Here is a 25,595-nt window from a genome sequence, read left to right as displayed (position 1 = left end):
TCAAACTCAATTGAGCCTGGACCCTACCGCCCCGAAACCAGCGTCCCCAGGTGGATGATCAGCACCATCACCCCGGCCGCCGAGAGCACCATCAGCGGCCGCCAGGGCATCATCCGCGCGCCCTTCAACGGGTCGGGCGGCCGTGAGCCGCGCCAGCCGCAGAAGAGGGCCAGGGCCAGCAGGGCGGCGCCGATGGCCAGGGTGAGTTGAAGCGACATCGCTGCGCCTATGCCCGCGACGATTCGCCCATGCAAGCGTCAGGCGCCCGGCGAACAGGGTTAACAGCGCGTTAACCCCTTGAGGCGCAGGGACTTAACGGTTCCCAGACGCCCAGAAAATCCGTCCACAGGTTATCGCCGCTGACACCATATTTGGTGTTAACCCCGCGTTTACACACTATGGCTCGGTGGCTAGCGTCAACTTAGTGCCGGGAGAACGATTCGAATGACGGCGGGGGCCCCCTGGAGCGTCAAGGGAATAGACCCCAAAGCCCGGGAGATCGCCAAGGATCTTGCCCGGCGCTCCGGCATGACTCTGGGCGAATGGCTCAACCAGATGATCGTCGAGGGCGGCGAGGCCGGCGAGAGCGCCAACCAGGCGGTTGAAGGCCCCCATCCCTCCGAGTTCACCGGCGGCGATTTCGACCCGCCGAGCGAGCCCATCGTCGTCGCCACGCCCCGCGCCGACGCCCCGCCGCGCTTCGAGATTTCCAGCCACCCCGCCGACGAGGTCGGCCGCGTCGCCCAGGCCCTGACCGAGCTCACCGAGCGGATCGAGGCGGCCGAGCAGCGCTCGACCCTGGCCATCAGCGGCATCGACCAGTCGGTGCGCGGGGCGCTCTCGCGGCTCGACGGCGCCCAGCGCGAACAGACCGCCGTGGCCGCCCGCTTCGAAGGCCTGGCCGACGATATCGCCGCCGAGCAGGCCCGGCAGGCCGAGCGCCTGCTCCGGGTGGAGACCGAGTCTGCCGGACCGCGTTCGGCCGAAGCCGTGCGCGCCCTGGAAGGGGCGCTGGGCAAGGTGGCCGGCCATCTCTACGAGGGCGAGGCCCGCACCCGCGAGGCCATCGCCGCGGTCGAGGCCCGGGTCGCCGAGGCTGAAGCCGCGCTCGGTCAGGCCCCCGCCATCGACACCGCCGCCCTGGTCGAGGCGGTGGCCGGCCGCATCGACGAGCGGTTGGCGGCGGCCGAGACCCGCACCACCGAAGCCATCCGCGACCTGGGCGCCTCGTTCGTCAAGCTGGACAGCCGCCTGCGCTATGTCGAGGGCGGGGCCGGGCCCGGCGCGCGGCTGGAAGCCCTGGCCAGCGAGCTGACCCAGAAGATGGACGCCGCCCGCCAGGAGATGGCCGCCCAGCTGAAACAGTCGGCCGAGGGCCGCTTCGACCGCATGGAGCACCGGCTGACCGAGATGGCCGGCCATGTGCAGCTGGCCGAGCAGCGCTCGGCCCAGGCCATCGAGCGCATGGGCCGGGAAGTGGCCGGCATGGCCGATGTGTTGAGTCGCCGAGTGCAGAGCGTGGAACACCAGGGCGCGGACGCCATCAACAAGGTGGGCGGCGAGGTGGCCCGTATCGCCGCCACCGTCGAGCAGAGGCTGAACCGGGCCGACACCGTCCAGGCCCAGGCGCTGGAGAAGCTGGGCGGCGAGATCGCCCGGATCACCGAGCGGCTGGCCGAGCGCATCGCCAACTCCGAGCGCCGCGGCGCCCAGGCCATCGACGAGGTCGGCGAGCAGGTCGCCCGGGTCACCGAGCGGATCAGCCAGCGCCAGGAGCGCACCGCCACCGACCTGGCCGAACGCATCCGCCTCTCGGAAGAACGCACCGCCCGCCTGCTGGACGAGGCGCGCGAGAAGATCGACCTCAGCCTCAACGCCTCGCACAAGCGGCTGAGCGAGCAGGTCGCCCAGTCACCAACTCAAATGGCTCCGGCCGCCCCCGTCCTGGCCAGGCCGGCCGCGCCGCCGTCGCCTCCGCCGTCCTCGGGCGGCTATACCGACCCCTTCGCCGACGATCCCTTCCCCGTGCGGGGCGAGGCCATTCCGGAAGAGGCCTTCGCCTCGCCCGCCTTCCCCAGTTCGGCGCCAGCTCCCATGCCGGCCTCCATGGCGGCTTACGACGCCGGCGACTTCCCGGTCGACGAGCCCGAGAAGCCCGCCTTCTCGGACGAGGATTTCGAGGCCGCCGCCAGCTTCGGGACGCTGCATGAGGCCGGCGAGGCCGACGTCGCGCCCGAGGCCGAGCCGCTGTCGCCGGGCGGCGACTTCGAGCCAGCCGGCCGGCCGCTGTCCACCCGCGAGGTCATCGAGCAGGCCCGGGCCGCCGCCCGCGCCAACTTCCAGACCGAAGCCAAGCCCGCCAAGCCTAAAGGCGGCGGCCTGTTCGGCGGCGGCAAGCGCAAGTCCAAGAAGTCCAACCAGACCCTGAACCGCGTGCTCACCGGCGTGGCGGTGGTGGCGGTGCTCGCGGGCATGAGCGTGGCCCTGGTCGGCTTCACCAATTCCAACGCCTTTGGCCCGACCGGCAAATCGTCCCAGCGGGTGGCGGACGGGGCGAAGGGCAGCGTGCTGGACAGCATCAAGATCCTGACCGGCGAGGCGGACACCACACCCAAGCCCCGCGTCGCGGTGGCCATCGCCCCGACCCTGACTCCGCAGGCGGCGGCGCCGGCGGCCGGCGGCCAGGCCGATCTGCCGGCCCCGCCCGCCCCGCCGTCCGACCCAACCGCGCCGGACCTCTACAACCAGGCGGTCAAGAAGATCGAGGCCAAGGACGCCGCCGGCCTGGTTCCGCTGCGCAAGGCCGCGGCCATGGGCTACGCCCCGGCCCAGTTCTACCTGGCCAAGCTGTATGAGAACGGCGAGGTCGGCCTGAAGAAGGACCCGGCCGAGGCCCGGCGCTGGACCGAAAAGGCCGCCCAGGGCGGCGACAAGAAGGCCATGCACAACCTGGCCTATGACTATTTCGAAGGGCTGGGCGGGCCGCGCAACCTGACCACCGCCGCCGACTGGTTCCGCCGGGCCGCCGACCAGGGCGTCACCGACAGCCAGTACAACCTGGGCCAGCTCTATGAGCAGGGCTTCGGCGTGCCGCAGAACGGGGCCGAGGCCTACAAGTGGTACCTGATCGCCGCCAAGGGCGGGGACCCGGAATCCAAGGCCGCCGCCGACCGCATCAAGAAGACCCTGACCCCCGACCAGCGCGCCGTCGCCGAACGCTCGGCCCAGGGTTTCCGCACGGCCGGCGCCGCCCCGGCCCCCGCGCCCGTCATGGCCGCCGCGCCCGCCGGCGGGGTGATCACCGCCCAGAAGGCGCTGTCGCGCCTGGGCTACTATCGCGGTCCCCAGGACGGCGCCGCCTCGCCGGCCCTGAAGCTGGCGGTGCAGGCCTACCAGCGCGACCAGGGTTTGCCGGCCACCGGCGCCCTGGATGGCGCGATGGTCGACCGTCTGTCGGTCTACGCCCGCTGATTTTCGGCTGATCGGCTCTCCTGACCGGGGTCAGGGCTTGCTGTCGGCGCCGCTGAGTCCTTGGATGCTGGTGTAAGGAGTCGGCGCCCGTCGTGGATCTCTACCTCCCCATCGCCGAGGTTTCGGTCAACGCCCCGCTGCTGATCGCGCTGGGCGCCCTGGTGGGATTCATCTCCGGCCTGTTCGGCATCGGCGGCGGCTTCCTGATGACGCCGATCCTGGTCTTCCTGGGCATTCCCCCGGCCGTCGCCGTCGGCAGCCTGGCCAACCATGTCGCCGCCTCCTCGGTCTCCAGCGTCGCGGCCTACAGCCGGCGGCGGGCGGTCGACTTTCGCATGGGGGCGGTGCTGGCGGCCGGCGGAGCGATCGGCTCGGTGGTCGGGGTCGAGATCTTCCGCATCCTGCGATTGCTGGGCCAGGCGGACCTGGTGGTGTCGGTCTCCTACCTGCTGTTCCTGGGGGTGATCGGCGGGCTGATGCTGACCGAATCCCTGGGCGCCATCCTGCGCCAGCGCCGCGGCCAGCCCGCCCCGCCGCCGCGCGATCGCCGGCCGCTCTGGCTCTATGGCCTGCCGCTCAAGGTGCGGTTTCCCCGTTCGCGGCTCTATATCAGCGTCATTCCACCCCTGGCGCTCGGCATCTTCGTCGGCATTCTGTCGGCGGTGATGGGGGTGGGCGGCGGCTTCGTGCTGGTGCCGGCCATGGTCTATATCCTGCGCATGCCGGCCCAGATGGTGGTCGGCACCAGCCTGTTCCAGATCATCATCACCACCGCCATCACCGGCGTCCTGCAGGCCGGCCGCAACCAGAGCGTCGACATCGTCCTGGCCGCCCTGCTGCTGATCGGCGGAGTGATCGGGGCGCAGCTGGGGGCCCGGGCCTCGGCCCGGTTCAGGGCCGAGGAGCTGCGGGCGGTGCTGGCGCTGATCGTGCTGCTGGTCGGGCTGCAGATGGGGCTGGGCCTGATCGTGCGGCCAGACGATCCCTTCGTGCTGATGCAGGGGGCCGGCGGATGACCGACCTGCCGCCAGCCATTATTCAATCGCCGCCCGCCGCCGTCTCGGCGGTGCTGACGGAGACTGAGGTCAAGGTGAACTCCGGCTTCCGGGGCGCGACCATCAGCGTCTATGGCGCCGTCTTCGATCCCCAGGGCCGCCCCGCCGATGTGGTGGTGGTCATCGCCGGGCCCGAGCAGCCGCTGCGCATCGCCCGCAAGAGCCAGGTGGCGGGGATCTGGCTGAACAGCCGGCCGGTGGTGTTTCGCGGCGCGCCGGGCTTCTACCGCGTCGCCTCGAGCCGGCCGCTGGGCGAGGTGGCCCGGTTCGCCGACCTGCGGCGGCTGGGGCTGGGACTGGACCATCTGGCCATTTCCGCCCCCATGGAGCGGCGGATCGAGACCCGCTATGGCGTGCGCGACATGGTGGTGAACCAGCTGGGGGCCGACTATTTCGACTGGCGCAGCGCCGTCATCCGTCTCAAGCAGAAGGCTGGCCTCTACAGCGCCGATCCGGCCGGGGTGCGCTATGTCGACCGGGGTCTGTTCCAAGCCCAGGTGGTGCTGCCTGCCGACGCCCCGACCGGCCTCTACAAGACCCGGATCATCCTCTTCCAGGACGGCCGGCCGGTTTCCGTCCGTGACCGGACCTTGACCGTCGAGAAGGTCGGGGTCGAGCGGGCCCTCTATCTGCTCGCCCATCGCCATCCCTGGCTCTATGGTCTGGCGTCGATGGCCCTGGCCTTGGCGGCCGGCTGGGCCGCCTCGCGGGTGTTTCGCAGGAGCTAACCGATGACGCCAGGGGCGGCGCCCATCCCTCAGCCAATCCGAGCCTTCGGCCTGGCCACCATCGTACCCTTCATGGTCTCGGCCGGCCTCTACGACTTCGGCCCGCCCAGCGTCGGGCCTTGGGCGCTGCTGTGCCTGCTGTCCTGGTCGGCGGTGACCCTGGCCTTCCTGGGCGGGGTGCGCGGCGGACTGGAGGCGGCCCACCACACGCCGCGCTGGAGCGTGGTGCTGATGTCCTTCCTGCCGCCGATGGCCGGCTTCATGCTGCTGATCGGCGGGCGCTGGTTCGACCCGGTCTGGCAACTCAGCGGCTTCATCGTCGCCTTCATCCTGACCTGGCTGTGGGACACCCGCGACGTCGAAGGCCCCGCCTGGCGGCCCCGCTACCGCACCATCATCACCGCCGGCGCGGCCCTGGCGCTGGGCAGCGCGGTCGAGCAGGCGATGCATATGTAGAGTATGCCTCCTCTCCTCTCCGAGGAGAGGTCGACTCTGAGCGCGAAGGCGCGAAGAGCGGGTGAGGAGACAAGTCAGCGGCCACGTGTCGGGGGAAACACCCTGCGCCCGCGGAAAGCTGAACCGCCGCAAGGCTCCCCCTCCGTGGGACGCCGCCTTCGGCGTGTCCCTCGCTCCCCCTCGCAGGCGAGGGGGAGAGGCGTGAAACAGCTCGCCTTCAATCCCCCCGCAGCGAGTTCCACCCCACCGGATGCACCCGGTCCGTGCCCAGCGCCGCCGCGAGCGGTGGCGTTGCGAACAGGGCCCTGAACGCCCCATCCCGCACATTCAGCCCGCCCGCATAAGCCCCGAAGGCCGGCAGGACGATCCTCGACCCATCGGTGACGAAGCACCGCCGCCGAACGCTCCGCCCCCCACCGGCAATGCGGGCGGCGGGGTGGAGGTGGCCACTGGCCTCGCCGGGCTGGTCGCCGGGCTGGGGTTCGTGGCGCAGGGTGAGGGTGTCGACCGTCAGTTCGTCGGCCAGGTCGCCGGGCAGCAGGCGGGGGCCGTCGGCGTCGTGGTTGCCGACCACCCAGACCAGGGTCCGGCCTGTCGCCAGGGCGGCGATGCGGGCGGCGTAGCTGGGATGCAGGCGATCCTCGGCCTGGCCGTCGTGGAAGCTGTCGCCCAGGAAGACCAGGGTGCGCGGGGCCATGGCGGCGACCTCGGCCTCCAGCCGGCGCAGGGTCTCGCCGGTATCGTAGGGCGGCAGCAGCTGGCCGCGGGCCGCATAGGCGCTGCCCTTCTCGAAGTGCAGGTCGGCGACGACCAGCATCTGCGCCGCCTCGATCCACAGGGCGCCGGCCGGGCGCAGCAGCACCGTCGCGCCATTGACCGTCAGCCGCAGGCCGCCGCAGGGGCTCACGCCCAGGCCGCCCGACGCCTTCACCGCCGCGGCGCTCATGCCATGGCCTCGGCGATCAGGTCCTCGGAGGCGCCGCGCAGGATCATCTCGGCCGCGTCGCCCGCCACCCGCTCCTTGCCGATCTCCAGCATGATCGGCACGGCGAAGGGCGAGACATGCTCCAGCGGCGCATGGCGGATCTGGCCCTTGATCCGGGCCAGCAGATCGCCGACCCGGGCCACGTCGATCATGCCGCTGGCCGCGTCGGCCCGGGCGCAGCGCAGCATCAGATGGTCGGGCTGGTGGCGGCGCAGGACGTCGTAGATCAGGTCGGTGGAGAAGGTGACCTGGCGGCCGGACTTCTCCGAGCCCGGCATCCGCCGCTCGATCAGGCCGGAGATCAGCGCGCAGTTCTTGAAGGCTCGCTTCATCATGAAGCTCTCGTCCAGCCAGGCTTCCAGGTCGTCACCCAGCATGTCCTGGTCGAACAGCGCGGCGAAATCGAGTCCGTCCATGGGGTGCAGCGCCCAGATGCAGACGGCATAGTCATTGGCGGTAAATCCCAGCGGCCCGACCCCCATCCGGTCCAGCCGGCGGGTCAGCAGCATGGCCAGAGTCGTATGGGCGATGCGACCGTCAAATGGGTAGCAGACCAGGAAATGCCGCTGGCCGCGCGGGAAGGTCTCCAGCAGCATCTCGGTCGGGGCGGCGATCTGGCTGCGGTCGCGCTGGACCTCCAGCCATTCGCGCACGTCGCTGGGCAGCTTGGCCCAGGTCGTCTCGTCCGACATCATCCGCCGCACCCGCGCCGCCAGATAGGTGGAGAGGGCGAACTTGCTCCCGCCCCAGCTGGGCAGCTTGGGATCCTTGTCGGCGGCGGGCGAGACCAGCACGTCGGTCCCGGTCACCCCCACCAGCTTCCAGACCTGGCCGGCGAACAGGAAGGTGTCGCCGGGCTCCAGCATCTCCAGATAGCCCTCCTCGACCTCGCCGATCTTGCGGCCGGGCACACCGCGGCGGCCGGAAATCCGCACACTCAGCACGGCCGGGGAGACGATGGCCCCGACATTCATGCGGTGGCGCTGGGCGGTCTGGGCGTCGCGGACTTTCCAGAGACCTTCGCGGGTCTTCACGATCCGGCGGAAGCGGTCATAGACCTTCAGCGCATAGCCGCCGGTCGAGACGAAATCGATCACCGCCTCGAAGTCCTCCCAGCTCAGGTCCGCATAGGGCCCGGCCATGCGGATCTCGTCATAGAAGGCCAGGGGCTCGAAGGGCTCGGAGACCGCGCAGCCCATGACGTGCTGGGCCAGCACGTCCAGCGCGCCCGCCCGCCAGCGCTCGCCGTCCAGGCCGTTCTCTTCGACCGCCTCGCGCACGGCCTGGCATTCCAGCATCTCGAAGCGGTTGGCCGGGACCAGGATGGCGCGGCTGGGTTCGTCCAGCCGGTGGTTGGCCCGGCCGATGCGCTGGACCATGCGCGAGGAGCCCTTCGGCGCGGCCAGCTGCACCACCAGGTCGACATCGCCCCAGTCGATGCCGAGGTCGAGGGTGGAGGTGCAGACCACAGCCCGCAGCTCACCCCGCGCCATCGCCGCCTCGACCCGTCTGCGTTGCTCGGCCGAGAGGCTGCCGTGGTGCAGGGCGATGGGCAGGCTGTCGTCATTGATCTTCCACAGTTCCTGGAAGGCGAACTCGGCCTGAAACCGGGTGTTGACGAAGACCAGCGTGGTGCGGTGGCGCTTGATGACCTCGTAGACGTCCTCCATGGCGTGCTGGGCGGTGTGACCGGCCCAGGGGACGCGGCCCTCGGAGATCAGCAGGTCGACGATGGGCATGGGACCAGGCGGCCCCAGCACCAGGTCGACGTCGGCGGCCCTCGCGGTGGGGGCCATCCACCGGCGGATCAGGTCGGGATCGTCGACCGTGGCCGAGAGGCCGACCCGGCGCATCGTCGGCGCGAAGGTCTGCAGCCGGGCCAGGTCCAGCGACAGCAGATCGCCCCGCTTGGACGGCCAGATGGCGTGGACCTCGTCGAGGATCACGCAGCGCAGGTCCTCGAAATAGGTCCTGGCCCCCTCCCAGGCGCAGAACAGGGCCAGCTGCTCGGGGGTGGTCAGCAGCATGTCCGGCGGTCTGACGCGCTGGCGCTGCTTGCGGGCCATGCCGGTGTCGCCAGTGCGGCTTTCGGCGGTGATGCCCAGGCCCATCTCCTGGATGGGGCTCAAGAGGTTGCGCTCGACATCGACCGCCAGGGCCTTGAGGGGCGAGATGTAGAGGGTGTGGATGCCACGCGGCGTGTTGGGCGGCGGGCGTTCGGCCAACTCGATCAGGCTGGGCAGGAAGCCGGCCAGGGTCTTGCCGCCGCCGGTCGGGGCGATCAGCAGGGCGTCGGCGCCGGCCCGGGCCCGCTCGACCATGGCCAGCTGATGGGTGCGGGGCGCCCAGCCGCGGCTGGCGAACCAGGCGTCAAAACGCGGCGGAAGGGTCGAGGGCAGGGCGCCGTCCATCGTTTCCGCTATAGCATGTTCTCTTTATGTTTCGAGCCCGGGCGCCGCCGCTGTGTCCTCAATGCGATTTTAAGATGCGGCGCCTACAGATTGTCCGGCCGGAGCGCTCCGGCTGGCAAGGACAAGAAGTATGGCCGCTGAACCCGAACAGGCGCGGCGCCTGGTGGAGCTGATCTCGATGGAGATCGCCGGCCAGGAGTTCTGCATCGACATCCGGGCCGTCCGCGAGATCCGCGGCTGGACCCAGGCCTCGCCGATGCCCCAGGCGCCGGACTACTTCCTGGGGGTGATCAACCTGCGCGGCCTGGTGATGCCGGTCATCGACCTGCGCCGCCGGCTCGGACTGGGCCCCAGCGAAATCGGCGAGCGCAGCGTCGTGGTGGTGGTCATGCAGGACGACAAGGTGGCCGGCCTGCTGGTCGATGCGGTGCAGGAGACCTTTGTCGTCGAGGAGGCCCAGCTGCAGCCGCCGCCGGAAATGGGCGACCTGGGCGGCGGCCCGCGCTTCGTCGACGCCATCCTGCCGCTGGAGGGCCGGATGCTCAGCCGGCTGGTGGTCGGGGCGCTGCTGCCCGCCGAGACGGCCCAGGCCGCCTGACGGCGCCGGCCATGATTCCGTAGGTTGAATTCTGTCCGGAATTATACTTCGGCGGCGCCTCCAGTATTGATCCAATACAGCGACATTCTGTCCTAAACATCTTCCAGCTACCCAGACTGAGAGTATCGCGGCAGGCCGCTTAAGCCTTGGTTTACCAAGATGGCGCCTTTTCGTCGGGTATCGCCGATTTTTCAAAAACAACAATTCCATCCGGCAGAGGACAGCCATGTTTTCCAAAGGCAAGCAGGCCCGTGGCGTACAGGACCGGCAGACGCTTGAGCTCGAAGCCAAGGTCGCCGCCATTCTCCGGTCTCAGGCGGTGATCGAGTTCGAACTGGACGGCACCGTCATCACGGCCAACGAGAATTTCCTCAAGGCCCTGGGCTATTCGGCCGACGAGGTGATCGGCCGCAATCACAGCATGTTCGTCGACCCGGCTGAGGCCGCCGGGCCGGAATACCGGGCGTTCTGGCAGGAGCTGAACCGCGGCGAATTCGTTGCCCGCAAGTTCCGCCGGATCGGCAAGGGCGGCCGTGAGATCTGGATCCAGGCCTCCTACAACCCGTTGCTGGACCGCGCCGGCAAGCCGTTCAAGGTGATCAAGTTCGCCACCGACGTCACCCAGATCGAACAGGATCGCGTGCGCAGCGAGGCCGAACAGGCCCGCGTCGCCAAGGAGCAGGACCAGGTGGTCTCCAACCTGGCGGCCAATCTGCGCCAGCTGTCGGCCGGCGACCTGACCGCCCGGATCGACGCCGACTTCCAGGGCGCCTATCGCCAGATCAAGGACGACTTCAACCAGGCCGTGGAGTCCATGCGCGACACCATGGGCCGCATCGCCCTGGCGACCGACGGCCTGCGCGGCGGCTCGGACGAGATTTCCGAGGCCGCCAACGACCTTTCCAAGCGCACCGAGCAGCAGGCGGCCAGCCTGGAGGAAACCGCCGCGGCGCTGGACCAGATCACCGCCACCGTGCGGCGCAGCGCCGACGGCGCCAAGCAGGCCTCCGACGCCGCCGCCGACGCCAAGCAGGGGGCCGAAACCTCCGGCCAGGTCGTCCGCGACGCGGTCGCCGCCATGGGCGAGATCGAACAGAGCTCGGGCAAGATCAGCCAGATCATCGGGGTGATCGACGAGATCGCCTTCCAGACCAACCTGCTGGCCCTCAACGCCGGGGTCGAGGCGGCCCGGGCCGGCGATGCGGGGCGCGGCTTCGCGGTCGTCGCCCAGGAAGTCCGGGCCCTGGCCCAGCGCTCGGCCGACGCGGCCAAGGAGATCAAGGCGCTGATCTCGTCCAGCACCGACCAGGTCGGCCGTGGCGTGAAGCTGGTCGGCGAAACCGGCGAGGCCCTGGGCAAGATCGTCGCCAAGGTCACCGCCATCGACAGCCTGATCTCCGACATCGCCCGCTCCTCGCAGGAGCAGGCGACCGGGCTGGGCCAGGTCAACACCGCCGTCAACCAGATGGACCAGGTGACCCAGCAGAACGCCGCCATGGTCGAGGAGGCCACCGCCGCCGCCTCCAGCCTCAAGTCGGAGTCTCAGGAACTGGCGGCCCTGGTCGCCCGCTTCAAGGTCGGCCATGAGGCCCACCAGCCGGTTCAGCGCCAGGCCCAGCGCCCGGTGCTGGCCCAACCCGACCGGCATGTCCCCGCCCACAACCCGCTGGCCGAGGCCCGGGCCAAGCTGTCGGCCTTTGTCGAGGCGCCCAAGCGGGCCGTCGGCGCTTCCGAAGACTGGGAGGAATTTTGATGGCTGACGACACCCATCGCCAGATCGAGCTGATCTCGTTCGAGATCGCCGGCCAGGAATTCTGTATCGACATCAGTGCGGTGCGCGAGATCCGCGGCTGGACCCAGGCCATGCCCATGCCCCACACCCCGGACTATCTGCTGGGGGTGATCAACCTGCGCGGCCTGGTCATGCCGGTGGTCGACCTGGGCAACCGCCTGGGCCTGGGGGTCACCGAGGCCTCGAGCCGCCACGTCATCGTCGTCGTCCAGCACGGCTCGCGGACGGCCGGCCTGCTGGTCGACGCGGTGCAGGAGACCTTCGTCGTCGACGAGGCCAGCTTCCAGCCGCCGCCGGACCTGGGCGACATGGCCACCGGCCCGCGCTTCGTCGACGCCATCCTGCCGCTGGAAGGCCGCATGCTCAGCCGCCTGGTGGTCGGCTCGCTGCTACCCGCGCAGGAGCGGGAGGCGGCCTGACGGCGGCTATTTCAGCAACTCGTAGACGACAACATAGCTGGTCGAAACGGAAACCGGGGCCACCTTGAGGTCGACCGAGACGATCGGACGAACCGCCGGCGGCGGCGCCCGCATCAGAGTCGCCTGATCAAAAGCGCTGACCGCGATCGGGGAATCTCCCATCGTCGAGGGGACCTGGATACGCAGGATGCGGCCCAGCCGACCGCCGGCGCTGGCCGCGATGCGTTCGGCCTGCTTGCGGGCGTTGTCGAGCGCCGCCTTGGTGGCGCTGGCCCGGAGGGCGTCGAGATCCTGCACCTGTCCCCCGCCGGGCTCGACGTCGTCGGCGCCCAGCTGCGCCAGGAGGGAGGCGGCGTCGCCCAGGCGCTGGGCCGGCCAGACCTGGGCGTCCATGGCCAGTTCGGCGATATAGCTGGTGACCCGGCAGGGGCCGCCGGAGGTCTTGGGCGCGTCGCTGTAGTCGCTTTCGCTCTGGCAGTTCGGCGGCCGCACCTCATAGAAGGTCAGGTCGTTCGCCGAGATCGCCACCTCGTCGCTGCCAGCCAGGGCGGGCAGGGCGGCTTCGATGCGCTCGCGGATGGCGGTGACGGTCTTCAGAGCCTCGACCTTGCTGGCGGCTTCGCCGTGGATCTTGAAGGACAGCCCGGCGAACTCCGCGGGCGCCTCGGCCCGGCCCGAGGCGACGATGACGATGGATGGCGGATCGGTCGGCAGCGATTGCGCCAGCGCTGGCGCGGTCGACAGCGAGAGCGCGGCGAGCGCGGCGACAAACAGTCTGGTCATGGCGAAGTCCCCCGGGTTTGGCGGCGAGGCTGGCACGCCGGCCGGAACAGGGTCAACGCCGGCTTCACCACCTTCCTTAGCGGAGGCTTGAGACTGGGCGCCTGATCCTCTCCGCCATGAGCGATATGTGGTGGAGACGGCGTCCCGAGAGGGATGATCGTGACGAAATTGACGCCGCCGAGCTGATCGCCAGCTATTCGGCCTGGCTGGACGACCGCACCGCCCAGGCGCGGCGGCGGGGCTGCGACCTGGCCTTCTTCGACACCGCGATCCGGCCCACCAACGATCCGACCATGCCCTATGTCGGCTGGAGCCATGTCTTCCTGGAGCGGGGCGCCTCGCCGCCGCTGGGCGAGAGCTGGACCATCTACCGGCTGGGGCCGAAGGACGAAGACTAGGCCAAATCGGCATTCACCGATTTCTCAGGCCCGCACCCTTCACCTCAAATCCGTCATGGCCGGCCGAAGTGCCGGCCACCCATAGACCCGGTGCGTCAAGGCGCCCTCGGACAGGGCCGCCGCCAACCGTCAATTCCGGTGTCTATGGGTCGCCGGGACAAGCCCGGCGATGACGGTTGAAGGGTGGTTTGGGGCCCTCAGAGTCTGAGTATCGATTAGCCGAGCCGCCTAGCCGCGAGCCGCGACGCCCGCCACAATGGCCGGGCATGGCCCGCAAGCCCAACAAGACCACCGTCACCGCCGAGAACCTGACCGGCCTGGGCGCCGAGCGGCTGGCCGCGATCCTGATGGAGCTCGCCGCCGGCCGGGCCGACGTCAAGCGGCGGCTGAAGATGGAACTGACCGGCGAGGTCGGCTCCGAGGAACTGGCGAACGAGATCGTCAAGCGCTTGGCCGCCATCGGCAAGGCGCGGACCTGGATCCATTGGCGCAAGCGGCCGGCCTTCGTCCGCGAACTGGACATGCTGCGGGCGATGATCGTCGAGCGGCTGGTCCCGCTCGACGCCGCCCGGGCGCTGGAGCTGCTCTGGCGGTTCCGCGACCTGAAGCTGGGCCTCTATGGCCGCATGGGCGAGGCGGCCGAGAAGACCGACGAGATCTTCCGCCAGACCGACCAGGACCTGGCCCGGCTGGCCGGCGAGGCGCGGATGCTGCCAGCGGTGCTGGCGCATCAGGCCTTCGAGGCCCTGGCCTTCGACGATGATGCGGGCGGGCTGGTGGTCAGCCTCTATCCGGTCCTGGGCGCGGCGGGCGTGGCGGCCCTGCGCGAGCGGCTGGCGGCCGGCATCGCCGAGGGGCATGACAATTCGGCCAGTTTCCTCGGCGTGCTGCGCGAACTGGCCGACCTCGACGGCGATGTCGACGCCTGGATCGCCACCCTGACCCCGCGCGAGGCCCAGCATCCGGGCTTCGGCGCGGCGGCGGCCGAGCGGTTGCTGGCGGCGGGGCGAGGGGAGGCGGCATTGCAAGCGCTCGAGGCGTCCCGGCCGCCGGAGCGATCAATCTCGGCCGTCTGGCGCAAGGACGACCTGGACGAACGGGTGCGGGCCCGCTGGCTGGCGGTCTATCGCGACGCGCTGGAGGCGGTCGGCCGCACCGAGGAGGCCCAGGCCCTGCGCTGGGCGACCTTCGAGGGCAGCCTGTCGACCAGGGCGCTGAAGGACTACCTGGCCCGGCTGCCGGAGTTCGACGATGTCATCGCCGAGGATCGGGCCAAGGCCCATGCCGCCCGTTTCAAGTCCTTCCACCGCGCCCTGGCCTTCTTCCTGGCCTGGGGCGACCTGGCCGGCGCGGCCGCGCTGATCCTGGCCCGGCGGGGCGAGATCCAGGGCGAGGACTATGACCTGCTGATCCCGGCCGCCAGCCGGCTGGAGGGCCGTTATCCACTGGCGGCCACGGCCCTGCGGCGGGCGATGATCGTCGACGCCCTGGATCGCGCCCGCTCCGGCCGCTACGCCCAGACCGCCAGGCTGATGGTCGAGAGCGAGGCCATCGCCCCGTCGATCACCGACTGGGGTGGGCTGGAGCCGCACGAGGACTTCGCCCGGCACATCCTGATCCGCCACGCCCGCAAGCCGCGCTTCCTGGCCGAACTGAAGGCGGCGATGGGCGGATGAATGTTCCTGTTTTGTTTCACGTGAAACTCGCTAGGATGCCGTCGTGAACGCCCTGTCCACGACTCTCGATCTGGCCCCCGCCCTGGTGGTCCTGCCCGGCGCCCGCTGCGCCGTGGCCGATAGCGAGGGCGCGCGGATCGTCCGGCCGCCGGCGGCCCGTGATCTGGTCGATTATGGCCCGGTGCTGCTGGCCCACGCCTCGATGACCGCCCGGCGGCTCGACATGCAGGCCCCGTCGCGCTCGCCGCGGATTTTCGACGCCCTGGAACTCTACGCCTTCGTGCGGCCGGCCCGGTTCACCGCCCCCTCGGCGGCGGGCCTGGCCCTGGCGCTGGGCCTGGAGGAGCCGCGCGGGGCCAGCGCCCAGGCCCAGGCCCTGCGCGAGGCCTGCGCGAGGCTGCTGGCGGAACTGGCCGCCGCGCCCATGCCCAGCCGCGAGGAGGCGCTGGCCACCGCCGAGACCCTGGGCCGGGTCGGCTGGGCCTGGGCGCCGGCGGTGATCGGGGCGCTGCGGTCGGGGCCGCCGGTCGGGCAGTTTCGGGGCTCGGGCCTGGAGGTCTGGGGGCGGATCGGCGAATGGGAAGACCAGGCGCCGGCCGGCGAACCGGGGACCAAGCCGATCTCGCCGGAGGAGGCGCAGGCGCGGCTGGTCGAGCTGCTGCAGCGCTCGGGCCTGGACGAGGCGCGGCCGATGCAGGCTGTCTTCGCCGCCGAGACCGCCTGGGCCTTCCAGCCGCGCGAGAAGGAGGGTGAGCCGCGCATGATGCTGGCCGAGGCCGGCACCGGCATCGGCAAGACCCTGGGCTATCTGGCCCCCGCCTCCCTGTGGGCCGAGGCCAACGGCCCATCGGTCTGGGTCTCGACCTACACCCGGGCCCTGCAGCGGCAGATCGAGCGCGAGAGCGCCTCCATCTATCCCGATCCCAAGGTCCGGGCCCGCAAGGCGGTCGTGCGCAAGGGTCGCGAGAACTACCTCTGCCTGCTGAACTTCCAGGAGTCGGTGCAGGCCGCCCAGCTGGGCAATGGCGACCTGATCGGGCTGGGTCTGGCCGCCCGCTGGATCCGCGCCAGCCGCGACGGCGACATGACCGGCGGCGACTATCCGGCCTGGCTGCCGACCCTGTTCGCCCTAGCCCCGGCGGTGCAGGCCAGCCCCGGCAACCTGGTCGACCGGCGGGGCGAGTGCGTGCATGCCGGCTGCCTGCACTACCGGTCCTGCTTCGTGGAGAAGGCCATCCGGGCCAGCCGCAAGGCCGACCTGGTCATCGCCAACCACGCCCTGGTCCTCACCCAGGCCGCCTTCGACGGGGCCCGCAAGGCGCGCGGCTCCAAGGGCGACAGCGAGACCGCCAGCCTCAAGCGCATCGTCTTCGACGAAGGCCACCACCTGTTCGAGGCCGCCGACAGCGCCTTCGCCGCCGCCCTGTCGGGCGCGGAGGCGGCCGAGATGCGCCGCTGGATCCGCGGGCCCGAGGGCCGGGGCCGGCGGGGCAGGGGGCTGGAGGCGCGGCTGATGGACGTGCTGGGCGACCGCGAGGACGCCCGCCGCGCCCTGCTCGACGCCACCCGGGCGGCCGCCATCCTGCCGGGCGAAGGCTGGTCCGGCCGCATCGCCCCGCCCAATGGCGAGGTCAGCCCCAGCGGCCCGGTCGAGGCCTTCCTGGTCATGGTGCTGGAGCAGCTGCGCGCGCGGGCCAGCCAGTCGGACATCGGCATGGAATGCGCCGCCCGCCCGGCCCTCGACCTGGTCCGCGAAACCGCCGCCGAGGCTGCCCGCGCCCTGGCCTCGGTGGAAGCGCCGCTGCTGGCCCTGGCCCGCCATCTCGAGGATGTGCTGGACGATGAGGCCGAGGAGCTGAACACCTCCGAACGGGCCCGGATCGAAGGGGCCCTGCGCGGCCTGGACCGCCGCTGCCGCATGACCCTGCCGGCCTGGCGCTCGATGCTGAAGGCTATCGACGAGGACGCCGAGGACGACCCCGACTTCGTCGACTGGTTCGACGCCACCTTCCTCTATGGCCGGGTGGTCGACGCCGCCTGCCGCCGCCACTGGGTCGATCCGACCGAACCGCTGACCGCCGCCGTCATCGCCCCGGCCCATGGCGTGCTGGTGACCAGCGCCACCCTGGCCGACTCCACCCTGGACGATCCCTTCGCGCTCGCCGAAATGCGCACCGGCGCCGCCCGCCTGCCGGATCGGCCCCAGACCCTGCGGCTGGCCTCGCCCTTCGACTACGCGAAGAACAGCCGCTGCCTGGTGGTCAACGACGTCAGCCGCGACGACCCCCGCCAGGTCGCGGCCGCCATGCGCGAGCTGTTCCTGGCGGCCGGGGGCGGGGGGCTGGGCCTGTTCACCGCCATCCGCCGCCTGCGGGCGGTGCATGAGAAGATCGCCGCCCCGCTGGCCGACAAGGGCCTGGCCCTCTACGCCCAGCATGTCGATCCGCTGGAGGTCGGGGCCCTGGTCGACATCTTCCGGGCCGAGGAGGACGCCTGCCTGCTGGGCACCGACGCCGTCCGCGACGGGGTCGACGTGCCCGGCCGCTCGCTGCGGCTGCTGGTCTTCGACCGCATGCCCTGGCCACGCCCCGACATCCTGCACAAGGCCCGCCGCGCCCGCTTCGGCGGCAAGGGCTATGACGACGCCATCGCCCGGGCCCGGATCGCCCAGGCGTTCGGCCGGCTGATCCGCCGCGAGGAGGACAAGGGGGTGTTCGTCATGCTCGACGCCGCCGCGCCGACCCGGCTGTTCTCGGGCCTGCCGGAGGGGGTGGAGCTGCAGCGGGTCGGACTGGTCGAGGCTATCGAGACCGTGTCCGAATTCCTTCGAACGGACTCGGGTCAGACACCCTGACGTCGTAATTCGGCAATGTTGGGCGGGCATAGCTCGCGGCGTCGGGGGCGACGCCTGAAGGAGCCGAGGATGACCTTGCCAGCCACCCAAGACGCAGTCCCCGCCCGAGCCCTGGTCCAGCGAGTCCGTTGGCATGTCGGCCTGAGCCAGAAGGCGTTCGCGCTCGCGTTCGGGATCGATCCCGATCGGCTGCGCGACCTGGAAGGCGGGGACTCAGCGCCCGATCCGGTGTTGCAGGCCTATCTGCGGGTCATCGACCAGTCGCCGGACCTGGTGCGCAAGGCGTTGGACGCCGCGTAGAAAATCCTCACCCGGAGGGGGAGGGGGACCGCGCCGAAGGCGTGGTGGAGGGGGTTGAAGCTACAATCACGTCTGCCGGCAAGTTCGCGGCTTGTCGGCTGCGCCCTATCCTGACGCCTGGATGCAGCGTCAGACCCCCTCCACCATGCTTCGCATGGTCCCCCTCCCCCTCCGGGGGAGGATTCGTGGATGTTGACATGCAACCAAACAGTTGCCTATAACGCTCCCCATGGACATGGACCCCGTCTTCCGGGCGCTCGCCGATCCCAGCCGCCGGGCCTTGCTGGACCGTCTGCATACGGAGAATGGCCAGACGCTGGGCGAGCTCTGCGAGGGCCTGACCATGTCCAGGCAGGCGGTCAGCAAGCACCTGGTCCTGCTGGAGGAGGCCAACCTCGTCGCCGTCGTCTGGCGGGGGCGGGAGAAGCTGCACTACCTGAACCCGGTCCCGATCGCCGAGATCGCCGACCGCTGGATCGGCAAGTTCGAACGCGCCCGGGTCAAGGCCCTGGTCGATCTGAAGAGAGAATTGGAGTCCGATGATGAGAAAGCCTGACGCCGTCTTCGTCACCTTCATCGCCGCCACGCCACAGGCGGTCTGGGACCTGCTGACCGACAAGGCCAGGAGCCCGCAGTTCTTCTTCGGTTACGTGATGAGCGTGGGCGGCGCGGCCGGCGAGCCGTTCACCGTCACGCGGGCCGACGGCACGCCCGATGTCGCCGGCAAGGTGCTGGTCCATGAGCCCCCGCATCGCCTTCGGGTGAGCTGGGACATGGTGGCCATGCCCGACGTGCCCACCGCCGAGTTGGAGTTCCTGCTGGAGCCGGTGGACGACGTGGTCCGCCTGACCATCCGTCAGTTCGACGGCGGCCCGATCTCCGACTCTTTCGTCGAGGCCGGCCGCGAAGGCTGGTCGCTGATCCAGGCCAGCCTCAAGACCCTGCTGGAAACCGGCAGGCCGCTGCCGCCCATCAAACCCCGTCCTCCCCAATAAAAGTCCCCCGCAATAAGGAGCCTTCCCATGAGCGATCCCGCCTTCGTCTATGTCGTCTATATCCGCGCCACGCCCGCCCGTATCTGGGACGCCCTGACCGACCCCGACCAGACCGAGAAGTTCTGGTTCGGCGGCCGCTTCAAGACCGACGGGGCCCGCAAGGGCTCGGACCTGGAGCTGTGGAGCGAGCAGCGCGGCGTCGACTTCACCGGCCAGATCCTGGAAAGCGACCCGCCGAAAAAGCTGGTCTGGACCTTCCAGCACACCCGCGAGCCGGACAGCCTGGATGGCGCCACCACGGTCAGCTACGAGCTGGAGGTCATGGGAGACGACACCCGCCTGACCGTCACCCACGACGGTTTCCTGGACAACAGCAGCCTGCGCCGCGGCGTCTCCGGCGGCTGGCCGCGCATCCTCAGCAGCCTCAAGTCGATGCTGGAAACCGGCGCGCCGCTCACCCGGGCGGCCTAAGAAAAAGGGCGGCGGGATAGCCCGCCGCCCTTCCTAGCCCTTCACGCAGACGACCTGCCGCAGGGTGTGGACGATGTCGACCAGGTCGGCCTGGGCCGCCATGACCGCCTCGATGTCCTTGTAGGCCATCGGGGTTTCGTCGATCACACCGCTGTCCTTGCGGCATTCCACATGGGCGGTGGCCGCCACGTGGTCATCCAGGGTGAACCGCCGCTTGGCCTCGGCCCGGCTCATGGTCCGGCCCGCGCCGTGCGAGCAGCTGCAGAAGCTGTCGGCGTTGCCCTTCCCCCGCACGATGAACGACTTGGCGCCCATCGAGCCGGGAATGATGCCCAGATCCCCTTCGCCGGCCCGCACGGCGCCCTTGCGGGTCAGCCAGACGGTCTCGCCGAAGTGGGTCTCCTGCTCCACGTAGTTGTGGTGGCAGTTGACCGCCGTGCGTCCCAGCTGGAACGGCGGCAGGGCCTCGCGCATCGCGATCAGCACCCGGTCCATCATCACCCGGCGGTTGGCCGCCGCGTAGTCCTGGGCCCAGCCCACCGCCTCGACATAGTCGTCGAACATCGGCTCGCCGCTCAGGAAGAAGGCCAGGTCGCGGTCGGGCATGTGCCAGCCCAGCTCCCGCTTCATCAGCATCTCCCGGGCCTCGCTGATAAAGTAGGTCCCGATCAGGTTGCCGGTCCCGCGCGAGCCGGAGTGCAGCATCACCCAGACCCGGTCCGCCTCATCGAGACAGATCTCGATGAAGTGGTTCCCTCCACCCAGGGTGCCGAGCTGCTTGGCCAGCTTGTCGCCCCGGATCTTGGGGTGACGCGCCAGGATGCGCTCCAGCCGCTCGGCCAGGCCCGCCTTCAGGGTCGAGACGGCCGAGGCCGGGCTTTCCTTGAAGTCGCCGCCCGGGCCGTTGCCCACCGGCACCTTGCGCTCGATCTCCCGCCGCAGGGCGAACAGGCTGTCGGGCAGGTCATTGGCGGTCAGGCTGGTCTGCACGGCCATCATCCCGCAGCCGATGTCGACCCCCACCGCCGCCGGGATGATCGCCCCGCGGGTCGGGATCACCGAACCCACGGTCGCGCCCCGGCCGAAATGGACGTCGGGCATCACCGCCACGTGGCTGTGGATGAACGGCAGCGACGCGACATTGCGCAGCTGGTCCATCGCCTGGTGCTCGATCGGCACGCCGCGGGTCCAGGCCTTGATCGGCGAGGCCCCGCCTTCAATCAGTTCAAAGCCGCTCATGACGGCGCTCCTTCTCTCACCGCCCCTCCCGGCGTCACGGCGAAAGCGGTCCGCAAAAGCAAAACCCCTCCCGGCGCGGCCGGGAGGGGTTTTACGACTGCTCAAGTCACGTTCGACTTCAGACCCGTCCACCCTCCCACGCGGCATAGCCCTTGCTCTCGACCTGGCGGTCGAGCGCGGTGGGCATCGGCGCATATGTGTTGGGGCGGGGTTTCATCGATCTCGTCCTTGAGGCGCGGGGCATTACAGGGTTCGGCCAAGCCGCGCCAGCGCTTTTTGCAATCAGTCGGTGACGGTGTAGCGGACCCCGCCGCCGGGGCGGACCTGCATCCGTTGCCGGGCCTCGGCCCCCATGCTGCCCGCATCGACGTCCCAGCAGCCGGCCGAGACGGTGAAGGAATAGCTGCGGCCCGGCGGCAGGTTCACGCCGGACGGCAGGCGGTTGAGGCCATAGGTCGAGGCGTTGCAGTTGGAGATCAGCACGGCCACGACGACGGTGCGGCTGGAGCCGTTGGCGACGACGATGGTCCCGGTCGGTTCCCCCGGCCGGATCAGCTCGCCGCCGGTCAGAAGTTCGGCGCAGGCGGCGGCGGAAAGGACGAGGGCGGCGACGAGCGCGGCGCGGATCGGACGAAGCATGACGGCCTCCTGTTGATGTCCACGCAAGGTCCGACTGGACGTGGCCGCCCGCCACACTAGTTTGGGGGGTTATGAGACAGCTTTTGCCGATCGCCCTTCTGCTCCTGCTCGCCGCTCCGGCGGCGCAGGCTGCGGGTCCTCCCGCCTCGGCGGAGGGCCTGCTGGGCAAGGGGGGCGTGTGGGTGATCTCCAGTCCCGACCCCGACAAGGTCTCGGCCCGGGTCCAGGCGGCCATCGATATTCCGGTGTCGCCCGAGAAGGTCTGGCGGACGATGACCGACTGCAAAAACAGCTACAAGCTGATCACCAACCTCAAGAGCTGCAAGATCGTCCAGGGCGACATGGCCAAGGGCTGGGATGTGCGCGAGCACGTCACCAAGGGCGGGCTGGTCCCCAGCATGCGGATCGTCTTCCGCTCCGACTATACCGCCTACACCGTCATCCGCTTCAAGCTGGTCGAGGGAGACCTCAAGGTCGAGCAGGGCGAGTGGCGGCTGATCTCGCTCAGGAACGGGACGGCGACCCGGGTGGTCTACGATAACCGCCTGGCCCTGAACCTGCCGGTGCCGCAGGACCTGCTGGCCAACGGCCTGAAGAAGAGCACCCCCAAGGCGCTGACCAACCTGCGGGATTTGTGCGTGGCGCAGGCGAAGGGGTAGGCGGGGCTCAAAACTCCCTCCCCATAAAGGGAAGGGAGTTCAGTGCTCAGCGCCCCAAAAACGCCTCCAGCCCCTCGACCACCGCCCGGTTGTGCTCTTCCAGCCCGATGGTGATGCGCAGGTGGCCCGGCAGGCCGTAGTTGCCGACGCCCCGGGTCAGCAGGCCGCGCGAGGCCAGGAAGTTCTCGGCGTCCACCGCCGTGCGGCCGGGCTGGTCCGGGAAGCCGACCAGGACGAAGTTGGCCCCCGACGGCACGACCTCCAGGCCGAGGCCGCCGATCTGCTGGGTCAGCCAGGGGCGCCACTGTTCGACCAGGGCCAGGGAGCGGGCCTGGAAGTCCTCGTCGCCGAGCGCGGCGATGGCGGCGACCTGGGCGGGGATGTTGATGTTGAAGGGCAGGCGGATGCGGTCGATGGCCTCGGCCATTTCCTCGGGCATGTAGCCCCAGCCGACCCGCAGGGCGGCCAGGCCGTGCATCTTGGAGAAGGTGTGGGTGACCACGATGTTGTGGGCGCCCCTCGCCAGGCTGACGCCGTCCTCGAAATTGGGGTCGCTGTTGAACTCGGCATAGGCGCCGTCCAGCACCAGCACCACGCTGGGCGGCAGGCCCTCGTGCAGGCGGCGGATCTCGTCGATGGGCAGCCAGGTGCCGGTGGGGTTGGCCGGGTTGGCGATGAACACCACACGGGTGCGCTCGTCGACGCATTCCAGCAGGGCGTCGACATCGATACGGTAGTTCTTCTCGGGGGCGTAGCGGACCTCGGCCTGACAGGCCCTGGCGCCGATGGCGTAGGCGGCGAAGCCGTGCGCGCCCTGGACCATGTTGTCGCCGGGTTCCAGGAAGGTCTGGTTGATCAGCTGGAAGATCTCGTCCGAGCCGCAGCCGAACAGCAGCCGCTGGGGCTCCAGGTTGTAGCGTTCGGCGACGGCGGCCCGCAGGATGTTGGCCCGCCCCTCGGGATAGAGGTTCAGCTTGCTGGCGGCCTCGGCGTAAGCCGCCTGGGCCAGCGGCGAGCAGCCCAGGATGTTCTCATTGGCCGACAGCTTGATGGGGTTGTCGAAGCCCTCGGCCTTGGCCTTGCCGGGCTTGTAGGGGGCGATGTCCAGGATGCCGGGTTTGGGAACCGGGCGGGACGCGGCAAAGCGGTCGGACATCGGGCGGCCTTCTCCAAATCGGGAGCGCCGCCTCTAGCAGATGAAGGGCTAAAGGTCGAACGGCTCCGGCGCCGCGCCGATGACTCCGGACAGCGTCCCGGGTGCGCGGGCCAGGCGGGCATCGTCCGTTTGATAGAAACCGGCGAGGGCGAAGAGCTTCAGGCCGCCGCTCTCGGCCAGCGGCTCGCCAGCTACGCCGTCGCGGGACAGGGCCTCGACGATCTTGGCATTCGGCAGATTCGAGTCGGTGACCCACAGGGTCTGGTCGCGGCCGCTGGGTTCGACCTTGACCTCGGCGACGGCCATGGCCGAGGTAGGCCCCCAGGAACTGAGGCAGGGCAGGGTGGCGAAGACCCGCAAGCTCGGCTGGGCCAGCAGCCGGCCCCACCAGGCGTGACCGCCGCCCAAGGACAGCACGGCGACCCCGCCGGGGGTCTTGGCCGCGGCCAGGGCCTGTTCGGGCTTTTCGACGATGGCCATCGGGGGCGCTATGCCAAAGCGCAGGCGGGCCAGCTCGACGGCGCGGGTTTCCTGCTTGCCGCCCCAGACGGCAAGGTGGAACGGTCCTTGGCGGGAGAGGCTGTCGCCGATGATCTCGCGCCAGATGCGGACGATCAGGGCTGGGGTCGCCGACTCGCGCGGCTGGGCCAGCAGGTGGCGCAGGACCTGGGCCTCCCGGGCCGAGCGCAGGCCGAACTTGCCGTCGCCGCCCGCCGCCTTCTTGGCCGCGGCCACGGCCGCCGCCAGCCCGGCCCGTTCGTCGAGCAGCTTCAACAGCTCGGAATCGACGATGTCGATCCTGGCCCTGACGGCATCCAGAGAAGGCGCGCCCGTCGGCGTGTCGCGACCCATTTCATTCCTCAAAAGACTGCTTCCGCCTAAGGCCTTGCGGGATCGGGTGCAAGACTCTGCAAGGCGTGGAAGAAAATTGCCGCAACCTAGAACAGTTTCGGGGCGGGGCCGATGTGCAGGAAGCCGTTCAGGATCGCCTCGCCATTCGACAGGGTGAGCGTGCCGTTGATCTGGCCGGGGCTGCCGTCCACCGCCTTGAGGCTGGCGGGCAAGCTGCCCTTGAGGCGGCCGTCGGACTGCACCGACAGGCTGCCGCCGGTGGTCTTCAGCAGGGCCTGGCCGACCTGCAGCGAGGCGCTGTCGACCTGCAGCGCGCCGCCCGCCCGCGCCCAGGACCTCACGGCGCCGGTCCAGTCGCGGCCGTGCAGGGCGCTGGCCTTGGAGAAGACCAGGGTCCAGTCGATGGTTCCCTCGCCCTGGTCGGCGACGCGGCCGGCCAGGCCCTGCAGGTTCAGCCTCGCCCCCTCGGCGTGGAACAGGAAGGCGGCCTGGTCGCTGGGGCCGGCGCGCAGGGCGACATCCAGCTTGCGGGCGGCCGAGAGCAGGTAGGGCTTGGCGCCGGGGGCGGGGTCGAAGCGCAGGTTGGCGCCTTCGATGGTGATGCGCGGCGGATGGCCGTTGGGCTCGCTCAGGCTGGCGCGCAGGGCGTCGCCGGTGATCCGCACCACCCCGCCCTGGGGCCGGGTCAGGACCACGCCCTGGGAAGCCACCGCTACCCAATGGTCGAGGCGGTAGACATAGGCCTCGGTGTGCAGGCTGGGCGCGGCCAGCTTCCAGCCGGCGGTGTCGCCCAGGGTCAGGCCGGTGAATTCGACGTCCAGGCGGAAGGGGAAGCCGCCATAATGGACCGACTGCCAGCTGATCTCGTAGCCGTCGGCCCTCGCCTGTTTCACCGCCGCGTTCAGCTGGGTCTCGGCCTGGATCCGCAGCCACCACCAGCCGCCGCTCACCCCCACCACCAGGATCAGCATCAGCAGCCATGGAATGACCAAGCCCCGGCGGCGGGCTTTACGAGGGGGCGCTTGATCGGGCAGGGTCATGGCGAGAGGGCGTCTCAGAGTTCGGACAGTTGATGCAGGACGAACGCGCACAGGCGCGCTGGGTTTTCGGATACGGCTCGCTGATGTGGCGCCCGGGTTTCGCCTTTCTAGAACGGCGGGGCGCGCGGCTCCATGGCCGGCGGCGGGCCTTCTGCATCTATTCGGTCCATCATCGCGGCACCTATGAGCGACCGGGCCTGGTGCTGGGCCTGGCCCCCGGCGGTTCGGTGCGCGGTTTTGCCTATCGGGTCAGCGAGGCCGACTGGCCCGGCGTCTATGCCTATCTGCGCGAGCGCGAGCAGCCGACCGAGACCTATTTCGAGGCCTGGCGCGAGGTGCGGCTGGATGACGGAACAGCGGTACCGGCCCTGGTCTTCCTCTCCGACGCCGCCCATCCGCAATGGGCCGGGGCGCTGAGCCTCGAACAGCAGGCCGAACTGATCGCCGGCTCGGCGGGTCTGTCGGGCCGCAACATCGACTATCTGCGCGATCTGGTGGAGCATCTGCGGGCCGATGGCGTGCGCGACCATGGGATGGAGCGCTTGCTGGCTTTGGTTGAAGCCCGCGAACCTCGTATCTAGCTTCAAAACCGCTTTGCGACCGCGCCGCTTAGGCTAG

25 protein-coding genes are annotated in these 25,595 nt (G+C 70.1%); 16 read left to right on the top strand and 9 right to left on the bottom strand.

The annotated features are described in order from the left end of the window. Positions 1-23: 23 nt before the first annotated feature. Positions 24-218: a hypothetical protein gene (locus QO010_RS18555; RefSeq protein WP_307351635.1), complete on the bottom strand. Its 195-nt coding sequence runs from the start codon at positions 216-218 to the stop codon at positions 24-26. Positions 219-444: 226 nt separating this feature from the next. Here QO010_RS18555 and QO010_RS18550 point away from each other — a divergent pair, with 226 nt between their 5' ends. The 4 genes from QO010_RS18550 to QO010_RS18535 all read left to right on the top strand — a co-directional run bounded on the left by QO010_RS18550 (position 445) and on the right by QO010_RS18535 (position 5,710). Beyond that, on the top strand, positions 445-3,471 hold the full coding sequence (locus QO010_RS18550) for a peptidoglycan-binding protein (protein WP_307351633.1): 3,027 nt from the start codon (positions 445-447) through the stop codon (positions 3,469-3,471). A gap of 92 nt (positions 3,472-3,563) precedes the next feature. Next, positions 3,564-4,487 carry a sulfite exporter TauE/SafE family protein gene (locus QO010_RS18545; protein ID WP_307351631.1) on the top strand — a complete coding sequence of 308 codons (924 nt, stop codon included), beginning with the start codon at positions 3,564-3,566 and terminating at the stop codon, positions 4,485-4,487. After that, on the top strand, positions 4,484-5,254 hold the full coding sequence (locus QO010_RS18540) for a TIGR02186 family protein (RefSeq protein ID WP_307351630.1): 771 nt from the start codon (positions 4,484-4,486) through the stop codon (positions 5,252-5,254). Before QO010_RS18545 ends, QO010_RS18540 begins: the two co-directional genes overlap by 4 nt. Before the next feature lie 3 nt (positions 5,255-5,257). Next, a complete protein-coding gene (locus tag QO010_RS18535) occupies positions 5,258-5,710 on the top strand; it encodes a DUF3429 domain-containing protein (protein WP_307351629.1) in 453 nt (150 codons plus the stop codon). A 217-nt stretch (positions 5,711-5,927) separates the two neighbouring features. Here the strand turns inward: QO010_RS18535 and pdeM are convergent, their stop codons facing one another. Then, positions 5,928-6,656 carry a ligase-associated DNA damage response endonuclease PdeM gene (pdeM, locus tag QO010_RS18530; protein ID WP_307351627.1) on the bottom strand — a complete coding sequence of 243 codons (729 nt, stop codon included), beginning with the start codon at positions 6,654-6,656 and terminating at the stop codon, positions 5,928-5,930. Continuing rightward, positions 6,653-9,106, bottom strand: a complete 2,454-nt coding sequence (locus QO010_RS18525; RefSeq protein ID WP_307351625.1) for a ligase-associated DNA damage response DEXH box helicase — start codon at positions 9,104-9,106, stop codon at positions 6,653-6,655. The genes pdeM and QO010_RS18525 overlap by 4 nt, the downstream gene beginning before the upstream one ends. 130 nt (positions 9,107-9,236) lie before the next feature. Here QO010_RS18525 and QO010_RS18520 point away from each other — a divergent pair, with 130 nt between their 5' ends. From QO010_RS18520 to QO010_RS18510, 3 genes are all read left to right on the top strand, one after another. Then, on the top strand, positions 9,237-9,704 hold the full coding sequence (locus tag QO010_RS18520) for a chemotaxis protein CheW (RefSeq protein ID WP_307351624.1): 468 nt from the start codon (positions 9,237-9,239) through the stop codon (positions 9,702-9,704). Between the two features lie 226 nt (positions 9,705-9,930). After that, entirely contained in the window at positions 9,931-11,457 is a 1,527-nt protein-coding gene (locus QO010_RS18515; protein WP_307351622.1) for a methyl-accepting chemotaxis protein, read from the top strand. After that, the gene (locus QO010_RS18510; RefSeq protein WP_307351621.1) at positions 11,457-11,915 is read left to right on the top strand and encodes a chemotaxis protein CheW; all 459 of its coding nucleotides are present in this window, start codon (positions 11,457-11,459) and stop codon (positions 11,913-11,915) included. The genes QO010_RS18515 and QO010_RS18510 overlap by 1 nt, the downstream gene beginning before the upstream one ends. Before the next feature lie 6 nt (positions 11,916-11,921). Here QO010_RS18510 and QO010_RS18505 read toward each other — a convergent pair whose 3' ends face one another. Then, positions 11,922-12,698 carry an SIMPL domain-containing protein gene (locus tag QO010_RS18505; protein ID WP_307351619.1) on the bottom strand — a complete coding sequence of 259 codons (777 nt, stop codon included), beginning with the start codon at positions 12,696-12,698 and terminating at the stop codon, positions 11,922-11,924. A gap of 116 nt (positions 12,699-12,814) precedes the next feature. Between QO010_RS18505 and QO010_RS18500 the strand changes: the two genes are divergently transcribed. The 7 genes from QO010_RS18500 (at position 12,815) to QO010_RS18470 (ending at position 19,392) form a co-directional block, all read left to right on the top strand. Then, positions 12,815-13,096: a hypothetical protein gene (locus tag QO010_RS18500; protein WP_307351617.1), complete on the top strand. Its 282-nt coding sequence runs from the start codon at positions 12,815-12,817 to the stop codon at positions 13,094-13,096. Positions 13,097-13,362: 266 nt separating this feature from the next. Further along, positions 13,363-14,772 (top strand): DUF6880 family protein, encoded by a 1,410-nt coding sequence (locus QO010_RS18495; RefSeq protein ID WP_307351615.1) that lies wholly within the window; start codon positions 13,363-13,365, stop codon positions 14,770-14,772. 43 nt (positions 14,773-14,815) lie between these two features. Further along, positions 14,816-17,626: an ATP-dependent DNA helicase gene (locus tag QO010_RS18490; RefSeq protein WP_307351613.1), complete on the top strand. Its 2,811-nt coding sequence runs from the start codon at positions 14,816-14,818 to the stop codon at positions 17,624-17,626. 69 nt (positions 17,627-17,695) lie between these two features. Continuing rightward, positions 17,696-17,926 (top strand): helix-turn-helix domain-containing protein, encoded by a 231-nt coding sequence (locus tag QO010_RS18485; protein ID WP_307351611.1) that lies wholly within the window; start codon positions 17,696-17,698, stop codon positions 17,924-17,926. A gap of 229 nt (positions 17,927-18,155) precedes the next feature. Beyond that, complete coding sequence (locus tag QO010_RS18480; protein WP_307351608.1) at positions 18,156-18,482, top strand: ArsR/SmtB family transcription factor; 327 nt, start codon at positions 18,156-18,158, stop codon at positions 18,480-18,482. After that, complete coding sequence (locus QO010_RS18475) at positions 18,469-18,921, top strand: SRPBCC domain-containing protein (protein ID WP_307351607.1); 453 nt, start codon at positions 18,469-18,471, stop codon at positions 18,919-18,921. The genes QO010_RS18480 and QO010_RS18475 overlap by 14 nt, the downstream gene beginning before the upstream one ends. 27 nt (positions 18,922-18,948) lie before the next feature. Further along, a complete protein-coding gene (locus QO010_RS18470) occupies positions 18,949-19,392 on the top strand; it encodes an SRPBCC family protein (protein ID WP_307351605.1) in 444 nt (147 codons plus the stop codon). Positions 19,393-19,425: 33 nt separating this feature from the next. On the opposite strand, the gene QO010_RS18465 is transcribed toward QO010_RS18470, so the two are convergent. Both QO010_RS18465 and QO010_RS18460 read right to left on the bottom strand, forming a co-directional pair. Continuing rightward, positions 19,426-20,631 (bottom strand): RtcB family protein, encoded by a 1,206-nt coding sequence (locus QO010_RS18465; protein ID WP_307351603.1) that lies wholly within the window; start codon positions 20,629-20,631, stop codon positions 19,426-19,428. Positions 20,632-20,913: 282 nt separating this feature from the next. Beyond that, on the bottom strand, positions 20,914-21,270 hold the full coding sequence (locus QO010_RS18460; protein ID WP_307351601.1) for a hypothetical protein: 357 nt from the start codon (positions 21,268-21,270) through the stop codon (positions 20,914-20,916). 83 nt (positions 21,271-21,353) lie between these two features. Here QO010_RS18460 and QO010_RS18455 point away from each other — a divergent pair, with 83 nt between their 5' ends. Next, positions 21,354-21,929 (top strand): type II toxin-antitoxin system RatA family toxin, encoded by a 576-nt coding sequence (locus QO010_RS18455; protein ID WP_307351599.1) that lies wholly within the window; start codon positions 21,354-21,356, stop codon positions 21,927-21,929. Positions 21,930-21,975: 46 nt separating this feature from the next. Here the strand turns inward: QO010_RS18455 and hisC are convergent, their stop codons facing one another. The 3 genes from hisC to QO010_RS18440 all read right to left on the bottom strand — a co-directional run bounded on the left by hisC (position 21,976) and on the right by QO010_RS18440 (position 24,977). Continuing rightward, positions 21,976-23,085 (bottom strand): histidinol-phosphate transaminase, encoded by a 1,110-nt coding sequence (gene hisC, locus QO010_RS18450; protein ID WP_307351597.1) that lies wholly within the window; start codon positions 23,083-23,085, stop codon positions 21,976-21,978. 48 nt (positions 23,086-23,133) lie between these two features. Then, positions 23,134-23,937 carry a chorismate mutase gene (locus tag QO010_RS18445; protein ID WP_307351595.1) on the bottom strand — a complete coding sequence of 268 codons (804 nt, stop codon included), beginning with the start codon at positions 23,935-23,937 and terminating at the stop codon, positions 23,134-23,136. 86 nt (positions 23,938-24,023) lie between these two features. After that, on the bottom strand, positions 24,024-24,977 hold the full coding sequence (locus QO010_RS18440) for a DUF2125 domain-containing protein (protein WP_307351593.1): 954 nt from the start codon (positions 24,975-24,977) through the stop codon (positions 24,024-24,026). 32 nt (positions 24,978-25,009) lie between these two features. On the opposite strand from QO010_RS18440, the gene QO010_RS18435 reads away from it, so the two are divergent. Next, the gene (locus QO010_RS18435; RefSeq protein ID WP_307351592.1) at positions 25,010-25,558 is read left to right on the top strand and encodes a gamma-glutamylcyclotransferase; all 549 of its coding nucleotides are present in this window, start codon (positions 25,010-25,012) and stop codon (positions 25,556-25,558) included. Positions 25,559-25,595: the final 37 nt, after the last annotated feature.

Origin of the sequence: Caulobacter ginsengisoli (assembly GCF_030814835.1) — a bacterium.
In the GTDB taxonomy this organism is placed as follows: domain Bacteria; phylum Pseudomonadota; class Alphaproteobacteria; order Caulobacterales; family Caulobacteraceae; genus Caulobacter; species Caulobacter ginsengisoli.
This window is presented reverse-complemented; position numbering and strand designations above follow the sequence as displayed.

What these genes read in the sequence shown, in the direction of transcription:
- QO010_RS18555 (WP_307351635.1), bottom strand. Translation starts at nt 218, where the DNA reads ATGTCGCTTCAACTCACCCTGGCCATCGGCGCCGCCCTGCTGGCCCTG.
- QO010_RS18550 (WP_307351633.1), top strand. Translation starts at nt 445, where the DNA reads ATGACGGCGGGGGCCCCCTGGAGCGTCAAGGGAATAGACCCCAAAGCC.
- QO010_RS18540 (WP_307351630.1), top strand. Translation starts at nt 4,484, where the DNA reads ATGACCGACCTGCCGCCAGCCATTATTCAATCGCCGCCCGCCGCCGTC.
- QO010_RS18535 (WP_307351629.1), top strand. Translation starts at nt 5,258, where the DNA reads ATGACGCCAGGGGCGGCGCCCATCCCTCAGCCAATCCGAGCCTTCGGC.
- pdeM (WP_307351627.1), bottom strand. Translation starts at nt 6,656, where the DNA reads ATGAGCGCCGCGGCGGTGAAGGCGTCGGGCGGCCTGGGCGTGAGCCCC.
- QO010_RS18525 (WP_307351625.1), bottom strand. Translation starts at nt 9,106, where the DNA reads ATGGACGGCGCCCTGCCCTCGACCCTTCCGCCGCGTTTTGACGCCTGG.
- QO010_RS18520 (WP_307351624.1), top strand. Translation starts at nt 9,237, where the DNA reads ATGGCCGCTGAACCCGAACAGGCGCGGCGCCTGGTGGAGCTGATCTCG.
- QO010_RS18515 (WP_307351622.1), top strand. Translation starts at nt 9,931, where the DNA reads ATGTTTTCCAAAGGCAAGCAGGCCCGTGGCGTACAGGACCGGCAGACG.
- QO010_RS18510 (WP_307351621.1), top strand. Translation starts at nt 11,457, where the DNA reads ATGGCTGACGACACCCATCGCCAGATCGAGCTGATCTCGTTCGAGATC.
- QO010_RS18505 (WP_307351619.1), bottom strand. Translation starts at nt 12,698, where the DNA reads ATGACCAGACTGTTTGTCGCCGCGCTCGCCGCGCTCTCGCTGTCGACC.
- QO010_RS18500 (WP_307351617.1), top strand. Translation starts at nt 12,815, where the DNA reads ATGAGCGATATGTGGTGGAGACGGCGTCCCGAGAGGGATGATCGTGAC.
- QO010_RS18495 (WP_307351615.1), top strand. Translation starts at nt 13,363, where the DNA reads ATGGCCCGCAAGCCCAACAAGACCACCGTCACCGCCGAGAACCTGACC.
- QO010_RS18485 (WP_307351611.1), top strand. Translation starts at nt 17,696, where the DNA reads ATGACCTTGCCAGCCACCCAAGACGCAGTCCCCGCCCGAGCCCTGGTC.
- QO010_RS18480 (WP_307351608.1), top strand. Translation starts at nt 18,156, where the DNA reads ATGGACATGGACCCCGTCTTCCGGGCGCTCGCCGATCCCAGCCGCCGG.
- QO010_RS18475 (WP_307351607.1), top strand. Translation starts at nt 18,469, where the DNA reads ATGAGAAAGCCTGACGCCGTCTTCGTCACCTTCATCGCCGCCACGCCA.
- QO010_RS18470 (WP_307351605.1), top strand. Translation starts at nt 18,949, where the DNA reads ATGAGCGATCCCGCCTTCGTCTATGTCGTCTATATCCGCGCCACGCCC.
- QO010_RS18465 (WP_307351603.1), bottom strand. Translation starts at nt 20,631, where the DNA reads ATGAGCGGCTTTGAACTGATTGAAGGCGGGGCCTCGCCGATCAAGGCC.
- QO010_RS18460 (WP_307351601.1), bottom strand. Translation starts at nt 21,270, where the DNA reads ATGCTTCGTCCGATCCGCGCCGCGCTCGTCGCCGCCCTCGTCCTTTCC.
- hisC (WP_307351597.1), bottom strand. Translation starts at nt 23,085, where the DNA reads ATGTCCGACCGCTTTGCCGCGTCCCGCCCGGTTCCCAAACCCGGCATC.
- QO010_RS18445 (WP_307351595.1), bottom strand. Translation starts at nt 23,937, where the DNA reads ATGGGTCGCGACACGCCGACGGGCGCGCCTTCTCTGGATGCCGTCAGG.
- QO010_RS18440 (WP_307351593.1), bottom strand. Translation starts at nt 24,977, where the DNA reads ATGACCCTGCCCGATCAAGCGCCCCCTCGTAAAGCCCGCCGCCGGGGC.
- QO010_RS18435 (WP_307351592.1), top strand. Translation starts at nt 25,010, where the DNA reads ATGCAGGACGAACGCGCACAGGCGCGCTGGGTTTTCGGATACGGCTCG.